Source organism: Nonomuraea maritima (assembly GCF_900100395.1).
In the GTDB taxonomy this organism is placed as follows: Bacteria; Actinomycetota; Actinomycetes; order Streptosporangiales; family Streptosporangiaceae; genus Nonomuraea; species Nonomuraea maritima.
This window is the reverse complement of record NZ_FNFB01000013.1, coordinates 185,555-195,873: the sequence shown is the minus strand read 5'-3', so window position 1 is coordinate 195,873 and position 10,319 is coordinate 185,555. Positions and strand designations below refer to the sequence as shown.

The 10,319-nt window shown below is 70.6% G+C and carries 9 protein-coding genes; 7 read left to right on the top strand and 2 right to left on the bottom strand.

Features of this window, described 5'->3' with window-relative positions; genetic code table 11:
- The 5 genes from BLR04_RS21815 to BLR04_RS21795 all read left to right on the top strand — a co-directional run.
- A partial coding sequence (locus tag BLR04_RS21815) for a transposase (RefSeq protein ID WP_143022135.1) occupies positions 1-323 on the top strand: 323 nt, incomplete at its 5' end.
- A gap of 207 nt (positions 324-530) precedes the next feature.
- Positions 531-1,646: a sugar ABC transporter substrate-binding protein gene (locus BLR04_RS21810; protein ID WP_090768308.1), complete on the top strand. Its 1,116-nt coding sequence runs from the start codon at positions 531-533 to the stop codon at positions 1,644-1,646.
- 58 nt (positions 1,647-1,704) lie between these two features.
- Positions 1,705-2,469, top strand: coding sequence for an ATP-binding cassette domain-containing protein (locus BLR04_RS21805; protein WP_090768305.1), 765 nt, complete (start codon positions 1,705-1,707; stop codon positions 2,467-2,469).
- On the top strand, positions 2,466-3,728 hold the full coding sequence (locus BLR04_RS21800; RefSeq protein ID WP_090768302.1) for a sugar ABC transporter permease: 1,263 nt from the start codon (positions 2,466-2,468) through the stop codon (positions 3,726-3,728). Before BLR04_RS21805 ends, BLR04_RS21800 begins: the two co-directional genes overlap by 4 nt.
- 35 nt (positions 3,729-3,763) lie before the next feature.
- The gene (locus BLR04_RS21795; protein ID WP_090768362.1) at positions 3,764-4,966 is read left to right on the top strand and encodes an ROK family transcriptional regulator; all 1,203 of its coding nucleotides are present in this window, start codon (positions 3,764-3,766) and stop codon (positions 4,964-4,966) included.
- Between the two features lie 7 nt (positions 4,967-4,973).
- On the opposite strand, the gene BLR04_RS21790 is transcribed toward BLR04_RS21795, so the two are convergent.
- Both BLR04_RS21790 and BLR04_RS21785 read right to left on the bottom strand, forming a co-directional pair.
- Entirely contained in the window at positions 4,974-5,732 is a 759-nt protein-coding gene (locus BLR04_RS21790; RefSeq protein ID WP_090768299.1) for a neutral zinc metallopeptidase, read from the bottom strand.
- A gap of 44 nt (positions 5,733-5,776) precedes the next feature.
- Complete coding sequence (locus tag BLR04_RS21785) at positions 5,777-6,697, bottom strand: neutral zinc metallopeptidase (protein WP_090768297.1); 921 nt, start codon at positions 6,695-6,697, stop codon at positions 5,777-5,779.
- Positions 6,698-6,830: 133 nt separating this feature from the next.
- On the opposite strand from BLR04_RS21785, the gene dxs reads away from it, so the two are divergent.
- Both dxs and BLR04_RS21775 read left to right on the top strand, forming a co-directional pair.
- A complete protein-coding gene (gene dxs / locus BLR04_RS21780) occupies positions 6,831-8,711 on the top strand; it encodes a 1-deoxy-D-xylulose-5-phosphate synthase (RefSeq protein WP_090768294.1) in 1,881 nt (626 codons plus the stop codon).
- A 94-nt stretch (positions 8,712-8,805) separates the two neighbouring features.
- Positions 8,806-10,275, top strand: a complete 1,470-nt coding sequence (locus BLR04_RS21775; protein ID WP_090768291.1) for an amino acid permease — start codon at positions 8,806-8,808, stop codon at positions 10,273-10,275.
- The last annotated feature ends 44 nt before the right edge of the window (positions 10,276-10,319 follow it).

Genomic DNA, 10,319 nt, shown 5'->3' with positions numbered 1-10,319 from the left:
TGCTGGTCACCGTCGGCGAAAACCACGACCGGCTGCACAGCGAAGCCGCTTTCGCCATGCTGTGCGGCGTCTCCCCGATCCCCGCCTCCTCCGGCAAGACCACCCGGCACCGCCTCAACCGCGGCGGCGACCGCCAAGCCAACGCCGCGCTCTACCGCGTGGTCCTATGCCGTCTGCGCTGGGATCCACGCACCCGCGCCTACATGGAACGACGCACCCAAGACGGCCTGTCCAAGAAAGAGATCATCCGCTGCCTGAAGCGCTACATAGCCCGCGAACTCTACCGAATCATCACATCAAACGATCAAGAACACGTCGCTTGACATCCATAGGAGCATCCCCCGGACGGCCGGCGGCCGACCCCGCGGCCCTGCCTGCGCTGACGTGTCACGGCTGCACGCGTGTTTCTGGATTGTTACCTGATACAACAAATCCACGTCGCTGAGGGCCTTCACAAGCGGAGAATCCCGGCTTACGTTGCCGCAAACAACATTCATCCGGGCCCCTCCGGAAGAAAGGACCCATGCACCATGCGCAAGGGGATCCTCAGCACGACCGCCGCGGCAGCCGCGCTCGCCCTCGGTCTCACCGCCTGCGGGGGCGAAAGCGGTCAGACCACGACGACCTCGTCCGCGTCGGCCTCCGCGCCGGCGGCGGCGACGGGCAAGATCGGCGTCATCCTCCCGGACAGCAAGTCCTCCGACCGGTGGGAGACGGCGGACCGCAAGTACCTGCAGGAGGCCTTCGAGGCCGCCGGCGTCGAGTACGACATCCAGAACGCCCAGAACGACAAGACGGCGTTCCAGACCATCGCCGACCAGATGATCACGAACGGCGCCACCGTACTGATGATCGTCAACCTGGACAGCGGCACCGGCAAGACCGTCATCGAGAAGGCCAGGTCGCAGGGCGTCGCCACGATCGACTACGACCGCCTGACGCTCGGCGGCGGCGCCGCGTACTACGTGAGCTTCGACAACACCAAGGTCGGCCAGCTCCAGGGCGAGGGCCTCACCAAGTGCCTGACCGACAAGAAGGCCGACAAGCCGATCGTCGCGTACCTGAACGGCTCGCCGACCGACAACAACGCCACCCTGTTCAAGAACGGCTACGACGGGGTGCTCAAGCCGAAGTTCGACGCCGGGGAGTACGTCAAGGGCCCCGAGCAGTCGGTGCCCGACTGGGACAACACCCAGGCAGGCACGCTCTTCGAGCAGATGCTGACCGAGGAGCCGAAGATCGCCGGCGTCCTCTCCGCCAACGACGGCCTCGGCAACGCGGCCATCACCGTGCTGAAGAAGAACAACCTGAACGGCAAGATCCCGGTCACCGGCCAGGACGCCACCGTTCAGGGCCTGCAGAACATCCTCGCGGGCGACCAGTGCATGACCGTCTACAAGGCGATCAAGAAGGAGGCCGACGCCGCGGCCAAGCTCGCCGTCGCGCTGGCCAAGGGTGAGAAGCCCGCGGCGGCCAGCAGCGTCGAGGACCCGGAGACGGGCCAGAGCGTCCCCTCCGAGCTGATGGAGCCGCAGGCCATCTACTTCGACAACGTCAAGGACGTGGTGGCCGACGGCTTCGTCACCAAGGAGGAGCTGTGCACCGGCGACTTCGCCGACAAGTGCACCGAGGCGGGAATTCAATGACATCCAGGGGTACGGCCCGCGCCACGAGCGGGGCCGTACCCCCCGTTTAGGGAGCCACATGACCCCCCTCCTCGAACTGCGCGGGATCGACAAGAGCTTCGGCCCGGTGCAGGTCCTGCACGACGTCGGCCTGTCCGCGTACGCCGGCGAGGTCACCGCGCTCGTCGGCGACAACGGCGCGGGCAAGTCGACGCTGGTCAAGTGCGTCGGAGGCATCTACCCGGTCGACGCGGGACAACTGCTCTTCGACGGCCGCGAGGTGCACGTGCACAGCCCTCGCGACGCGGGCGAGCTGGGCATCGAGATCGTGTACCAGGATCTCGCCCTCTGCGACAACCTCGACATCGTCCAGAACATGTTCCTCGGCAGGGAACGCAAGAACGGCCTCCTCCTCGACGAGGACTCCATGGAGGAGCTGGCCGAACGCACGCTCAGCGAGCTGTCCGTGCGCACGGTCAAGTCGATCAGGCAGCAGGTCTCCAGCCTGTCCGGCGGGCAGCGGCAGACCGTGGCCATCGCCAAGGCCGTGCTGTGGAACAGCAAGGTCGTCATCCTCGACGAGCCCACGGCGGCCCTGGGCGTGGCCCAGACCGCGCAGGTACTGGAACTCGTGCGCAGGCTCGCCGACACCGGGCTGGCCGTGGTGCTCATCTCGCACAACATGAACGACGTGTTCGCCGTCTCCGACCGGATCGCGGCGCTCTATCTCGGCAGGATGGCCGCGCAGGTCAGGACCGCCGACGTGACGCACGCGCAGGTCGTCGAGCTCATCACCTCGGGCCGGAGCGGCGACCTGGGCCTCAAGAACGGGGTCACCCCATGAGCAAGGTCAAAGAACTCCCCGGCGAGGCGATCGTCACGGCGGCGCAGGCGCCGTCGGTCAGGAACAGCCTCGCCGCGTACGTCCAGCGGGTGCGTGGCGGCGACATGGGCTCCCTGCCCGCCGTCCTCGGCCTGGGCGTGCTGTGCACGGTCTTCGCCGTCGCCCGCCCGTCCTTCGTCACCGCGATCAACTTCGCCAACCTCTTCACCCAGGGCGCGGCGGTCACGCTCATCGCCATGGGCCTGGTCTTCGTCCTCCTGCTGGGCGAGATCGACCTGTCCGCCGGCTTCGCCAGCGGCGTCTGCGCCGCGGTGCTCGCCGTCACGCTCACCAGCGCCGGTCTGCCCTGGTACGTGTGCATGCTGGCCGCCGTCCTCACCGGTGTGCTCATCGGCACCACGCTCGGCACGCTGGTGGCGAAGGTCGGCATCCCGTCGTTCGTCGTCACGCTGGCCGGCTTCCTCGCCTTCCAGGGCCTGGTGCTCGTGCTGGTGGACGAGGGCACGAACATCTCCATCCGCGACGACGTGGTCATCGCCATCGCCAACCGGAACCTGGCGCCCTGGCTCGGCTGGGCCCTGTACGCCGTGTGCGTGGCGGTCTTCGCCGCCGTGCAGCTGCGGCGGGCGCACAACCGCGCCGGACGCGGGCTCGCCGCCGACCCGCTGTCGCTCATCGCCTTCCGCGTGGGCGCGCTGGCGCTCGTCGCCGGGGCCGCCGTGTTCGTGCTCAACCTGGAACGCAGCCGCAACCCGGCCCTCGTCTCGCTCACCGGCGTGCCGATCGTGGTGCCCGTCATCCTGGCGCTGCTCGTGGTGTGGACGGTCGTGCTGCGCCGTACCGCCTTCGGCCGCCACCTGTACGCGGTCGGCGGGAACGCCGAGGCGGCGCGGCGGGCGGGCATCCCGGTCGACCGGATCAAGATCATGGCTTTCGTGATCTGCTCCTCGATGGCCGCGGTCGGCGGCATCGTGGCCGCCTCCAGAGCCAGCTCCGTCGACCCGAACACGGGCGGCAGCTCCGTCCTGCTGTACGCGGTGGGCGCGGCCGTCATCGGCGGCACGAGCCTGTTCGGCGGTAAGGGCCGGGTCCTCGACGCCGTGCTCGGTGGCGCGGTGGTGGCGGTCATCGAGAACGGCATGGGCCTGATGGGGTACGGTGCCAGCGTGAAATACCTGGTCACCGGGTCCGTCCTGCTGCTGGCCGCGGGCGTGGACGCCCTGGCGCGCAAGCGGGCGGCCGCCACCGGGTTAAGGTGATCAGCGACCCGCGGCCCTTCAAGGAACACCAGACCATGCGTGCCGGCCCCTCACAGGAGGACATCAGGCGCCACAATCTTGGCGCGCTTCTTCGTCATGTCCACCTGGGCGGGCCGATCTCGCGGGCGGAGCTGACCTCCCGCATGGGGCTCAACCGCAGCACGATCATGGCGCTGACCTCCGACCTCACCGCCGCAGGGCTGGTGCGCGAGGAACTGCCGCGCGAGACGGGCCGCGCCGGGCGGCCCTCGCTCGTGGTGCGTCCCGAGTCGGCCAGGGTCTACGTGTTCGCCTTCGACGTGGGCCCCGACCGGCTGGCGGCGGCCCGCGTCGGGCTGGGCGGCCTGATCCTCGACCGCCGCGAGGCCGTACGCGAGCGCGGCGCGTTCGAGCTCGCCGAGCTGACCGCGGTGCTCGCGGGCTTCGCCCGCCAGATGCGCCGCAAGGCCGCGGCCGACGCCGTCTGCGTCGGGGCGGCGGCGGCCGTGTCGGGCGGGGTCCGCAAGGACGACGGGGTCGTCAGGTTCGGGCCCAATCTGAAGGCCGAGGAGGTGCCGTTCGGCGAGGAGCTCGCCCGCCGGCTCGGCCTCGGGCTGCCGGTCAGCGTCGGCAACGACGCCAACCTCGGCGCACTCGCCGAGCACAGCCGCGGCGTCGGCGCGGCCGTGCGCGACCTCGTCTACCTGCACGGCGACGTGGGCATCGGCGGCGGCATCATCTCCGGCGGCCACCTGATCGGCGGCCACGAGGGGTACGGCGGCGAGGTCGGCCACATGGTCGTCAACCCCGGCGGCCGGGCCTGCGGCTGCGGCTCCCACGGGTGCCTGGAGGCCGAGGTGGGGGAGCGGGCGCTGCTGGAGTCGGCCGGCCGGTACGGCGGGCATCAGGGGCGCGACTCCGTGCGCGCCGTCGTGGAGGCCGCCGACCGCGGCGACATCGTGGCCCAGGAGGCGCTCAAGCGGGTCGGTGACTGGCTCGGGCTGGGCGTCGCCAACCTGGTGAACATCTTCAACCCCGAGATGGTGATCTTCGGCGGGATGCTGCGGGACATCTACCTCGGGGCGGCGGCTCAGGTGCGTTCCCGGCTCGCGTTGCACGCGATGGCGCCGCAGCGCGAGCGGCTGCGGCTGCGCACGTCGTCGCTCGGCGACGCCGCCACCCTCGTGGGCGCCGCCGAACTGGCCTTCGCCAACGTCCTGTCCGACCCCCTGGAAGTCCTGGCCCGCGCCCACGCCTGACCCGCCCTCACGTGATCTTCGACGCCGGGGCGGTCCAGGTGTTGCAGAAGCCGGTGGCGCCGCCCTGGTAGCCGCGGTTCTGCCAGAAGGCCAGGTTGCGAGGCTTGCCGTGGATGTCGCTCTCGTCCGCCTGGCGGACCGCCTTCATCCAGCCGTCCCACGAGATCCCAGGATCGACCGAGTCGAGCGCGGCGCTGTAGAAGACGCCGGCGAAGCACTCGGCCTGCATCTCCAGCCGGTGGCTCAGTAATCGGCGGGCCTCGTCCGAGGCGGGCCCGTACAGGGCGCTCTGCGCGCTCAGCACCCCGATGAGGCCCTGCACGTGGTGGCCCCACTCGTGGGCGACCGAGTGCGCGAGGTTCATCCGGAAGGGGTCGCGCGCGTCGTCGTCGGTGATGCGCACGACGATCGTGCGCTGCTGCGGGCAGTACTGCGCGCCGTTGCCGGTGACCGCCCCGCAGACGGAGTCGTCCGTGGTCGTGATCTCGACCGCGGGGGAGGTGTACGCGAGCCCGGCCGCGGCGAACCGGGCGGCCCAGAAGCGGTCGGCGCACCCGGCCATCGCGCGGTGGAAGGAACGCAGCGAGCCCACGCTGCCCGTGCGGATCGCGGGGATCTCGCACTCCTGCGGGACGACGGCCCCGCCCATCACGCCCATCAGCCCGTACTGCCCGGGCGGGGGCGCGGCGTCGGCCCTGCCCGCTCCGGCCGGTACGGCGGACAACGCGACCAGGCACGCCACCGGCGCCAGGAGGAAGATGCGCACGATCGCGGATCTTAGACGCTCGGAGGCCCGTCGTGGACGGTCGTTCAGGTGACGTTCCGGGGATCGGCAGCCCAGGTGTTGCAGGCGCCGGGCGTCCCCTTGGCGAAACCGCGGGTCATCCAGGCCGCCTGCGTGGGGCCGCGGCCGTGGTCGTTCTGCGGCCAGCCCTTGGCGCCGTTCTTCCTGAACCAGTCGACGGTGTAGGCCCAGTCGTCGCCGGTGACCAGCGGGGTGTCCTTCATCGTGCTCATGAAGACCGCGGAGAGGCACTCCGCCTGCAGCTCGGAGTTGCGCGACAGCTGCAGGCGGCGCGTCGTGCCGGCGATCGTCCTGGCGACCCAGTAGTACTGCCAGATGCCCGACATCTGCTGCACGTGGTGGCCGTACTCGTGGGCGACCAGCCGGGTGATGCCCAGCGGGAACGGGTTGCGCAGCTGCTCCTTGCCGATCATCAGGTAGATCGTGCGGTCGGTGGAGCAGTAGACGCCGTCGGCGCCGCGGTTCCACGCGCCGCAGGGCGTCTGGACCGGGCGGGTGATGATGCGCAGCCGCGGCTTGGTGAACGGCATGGCCGCCTTGCGGAACTGCGCGGCCCAGGCCCTGTTCAGGCACGAGGTCACGCGGATGAGGAAGCGCCGGTAGCTGGCCATGTCGCCGGCCGGCAGGCGTCCCGGCCGGCAGTTCACGTCGGTGAGCCGCCCGGTCCGGTAGAGCGGGCTGTCGGTCGCGAGCGCCGCGCCCTGCGGGGCGGAGCTGCCGTCCCGCCTCGAGTCCTGTCCCGCCTTGCCGCCCGGCTGCGGCGCCGGGGAGGCGGGCCGCTCCCCGGCGGCGCTCCCGGCCGGCGTACGGGTGACCTGGTCGGCCAGCACATCGGCCAGCACGGCCCCGAGCGCCCCCAGTGCCAGTGACAGTGCCACGACGGCGGCGACGATCACGGCGAGCTTGCCTGTGGGGACGGAAGTCATATGTTCGGCAAGGGTAGGTCAAGATCGGACATATAGGGGTGCATTTGACGTGATGGAGTCAGCGAAGCCTCGGCGAACTAGACTGCGGGGGGTCGGCGCACAAAAGCAGAGGGGAGTCGCATCCGTGAGCGGGTTGCTGGGCTCGATCAAGGGACCGCAGGACGTCAAACGGCTCGCTGTCGAGGAGTTGCCGCGGCTCGCGGGAGAGATCCGTGACCTGCTCGTCGACGCCTGCTCCAAGTTCGGCGGCCACCTGGGGCCCAACCTCGGTGTGGTCGAACTCACCATCGCCGTGCACCGCGTCTTCGACTCCCCGCACGACCCCGTCGTCTGGGACACCGGCCACCAGGCGTACGTGCACAAGCTGCTCACCGGCCGCGCCGCCGGCTTCGAGGCGCTCAAGCAGGAGGGCGGCCTGTCCGGCTACCCGAGCCAGGCCGAGTCCGAGCACGACTTCGTCGAGAACTCCCACGCCTCCACCGCGCTGTCCTACGCCGACGGCCTGGCCAAGGCGTACAAACTGCGCGGCGAGTGCGACCGCACGGTGGTCGCGGTCATCGGCGACGGCGCCCTGACCGGCGGCATGGCCTGGGAGGCGCTCAACAACATCGCCGCCGGCAGGGACCTGCCCGTCGTCATCGTCGTCAACGACAACGGCCGCTCCTACTCGCCCACGATCGGCGGTCTGGCCTCCCACCTGTCCTCGCTGCGCGTCAACCGCCGCTACGAGGACGTCCTCGAGTACGTGAAGGACAAGATCGGCAACGTACCCGTCCTCTACGACGCCCTGCACGGCTTCAAGAAGGGCGTCAAGGACGTCCTCGCGCCCCAGGTGATGTTCGAGGACCTCGGTCTCAAGTACGTCGGGCCCATCGACGGCCACGACGAGCAGGCCATGGAGGCCGCGCTGCGCCAGGCCCGCGACTTCCGCGGCCCGGTCATCGTGCACGCCCTCACCCAGAAGGGCCGCGGCTACACGCCCGCCGAGAACCACGACGAGGACCAGTTCCACTCGCCGGGCGCCTTCGACCGGGCGACCGGCGCCGAGAAGCCCAAGGGCCGCATCTGGACCAACGTCTTCAGCGAGGAGCTCGTCCGGCTCGGCAAGGAGCGCGAGGACCTCGTCGCGATCACCGCGGCCATGCTCCACCCGACCGGGCTCAACGCGTTCGCCGAGGCCTTCCCCGAGCGCATCTACGATGTCGGCATCGCCGAGCAGCACGCGCTGACCAGCGCCGCGGGCCTCGCGCTCGGCGGCATGCACCCGGTCGTCGCCGTCTACGCCACGTTCCTCAACCGCGCCTTCGACCAGCTCCTCATGGACGTCGCCCTGCACCGCCTGCCCGTCACGGTGGTGCTCGACCGCGCGGGCGTCACGGGTGACGACGGCGCCAGCCACAACGGCATGTGGGACCTGTCGATCCTGCAGGTCGTCCCCGGCTTGAGGATCGCGGTGCCGCGCGACGGCGAGCGGCTGGCCGAGCTGCTGCGCGAGGCCGTGGCGGTCACCGACGGCCCCACCGTCGTGCGCTTCCCCAAGGGTCCGGTCGCCGAGCCCCTCGAGGCCGTCGGCAAGCTCGGCGAGATGGACGTGCTGCTCGCCCCCGAGACCGAGCCCGACGTGCTGCTGGTGGGCGTCGGCCCGATGGCCAGGATCTGCATGGAGGCCGCGGTGCTGCTCGACGCCCACGGCATCTCCGCCACCGTGGTCGACCCCCGCTGGGTCAAGCCGCTCGACGAGGCGCTCGTCCTGGCCGCGAGCGCCCACAAGCTCGTGGTCGTGGCAGAGGACAACGGCCGCGTGGGCGGCGTGGGCGACGCGGTGGCCCGCCTGCTCCGCGACGCCGACGTCGACGTGCCCGTCCGCACCTTCGGCATCCCGCAGCGCTTCCTCGACCACGCCAAGCGGGCGGCCATCCTCGGCCAGATCGGCCTGACCGGGCAAGACCTCGCGCGGCAGGTCACCGAGGCGGTCGCCAAGCGCACCTCTTCGGTCGAGCCGGCCCGCAACTGACCTTCACCGGCGTCCCGCGCGAACCTCCCGCGGGACGCCGGATCCCCGCCCGGCACGGGCATGATGACGCGCCGTGAGGGAAGGATCGCTCGGCGTGGACATCTTTCGCACGAAGAGTGTCGAGCAATCCATCCGCGACACCGAATCCCCCGATCATCAGCTGCGCAAGCGCCTGACCGCCGTCGACCTGACCGTCTTCGGCATCGGCGTCATCGTCGGCACCGGAATCTTCGTGCTCACCGGGCAGGTCGCCAAAGAGGTGGCGGGGCCCGCGGTGGCGATCTCGTTCGTCGTCGCCGGCGTCGTCTGCGGCCTGGCGGCCCTGTGCTACGCCGAGTTCGCCTCCACGATCCCGGTGGCCGGGTCGGCCTACACGTTCGCCTTCGCCACGCTGGGCGAGTTCACCGCGTGGGTGATCGGCTGGGACCTGCTGCTGGAGCTGGCGCTCGCCGCCGCCGTGGTGGCGGTCGGCTGGTCGGGGTACGTCGCCTCGCTGCTGGCGTCCCTCGGGCTCGCGCTGCCCGAGTACATCGCGGGTGACGATCCGGTGGTCAACGTGCCCGCCATGCTGATCGTCCTCGCCCTCACCGTGGTCCTGGTCGCCGGCATCAAGGTGTCGTCGCGGGTCAACCTCGTCCTCGTGATCGTCAAGGTCACCGTGGTGCTGCTGGTCATCCTGGCCGGGCTGTTCTTCGTCAAGGCGGCCAACTACACGCCGTTCATCCCCGAGGCGCAGGCCACGGAGCGCGTGGAGGGGGTGCAGGCTCCGCTCATCCAGCTGATCTTCGGCATCACGCCCGTCGCGTTCGGCGTGATCGGCGTCTTCTCCGCCGCCGCGATCGTGTTCTTCGCGTTCATCGGCTTCGACATCGTGGCCACCGCCGCCGAGGAGACCATCGAGCCGCAGCGTGACGTGCCGCGCGGCATCCTCGCGTCGCTGGGCATCTGCACGGTGCTGTACGTCGCCGTCTCGCTCGTCGTCGTCGGCATGCAGCACTACAGCGACCTGAGCACCGCCGCGCCGCTGTCGGACGCGTTCATCGCGGTCGGGCAGCCCTGGCTCGCCACCATCATCAGCCTGGGCGCCGTCGCCGGCCTGACGACCGTGGTGCTGGTGCTGCTGCTGGGCCAGACCCGGGTGCTGTTCGCGATGTGCCGCGACGGTCTGCTGCCGCGCGGGCTCGCCACCGTCAGCCCCGCCTTCGGCACGCCCGCCCGGCTGACGATCCTGATCGGGGCGGTGACCATGGCGCTGGCCGGGTTCGTGCCGTTCGGGGAGCTCGCCGAGCTGGTCAACATCGGCACGCTGTTCGCGTTCGTGGTGGTGTCGGCCGGAGTGATCGTGCTGCGCAGGACGCGTCCCGACCTGCCGCGGGCGTTCCGGGTGCCGCTGGTGCCGGTGCTGCCGATCCTGTCGGTGCTGGCCTGCCTGTACCTGATGCTCAACCTGCCGGCGGAGACGTGGCTGCGGTTCGTCATCTGGATGATCGTCGGCGTGGTGCTCTACTTCGCCTACGGCTACTGGCACAGCCGGGCCGCGACGCCCTGGCAGAAACGCGGCTGACCGTCGAACCGCCCGCCCCGGGGGGACCGGGACGGGCGGTTCAG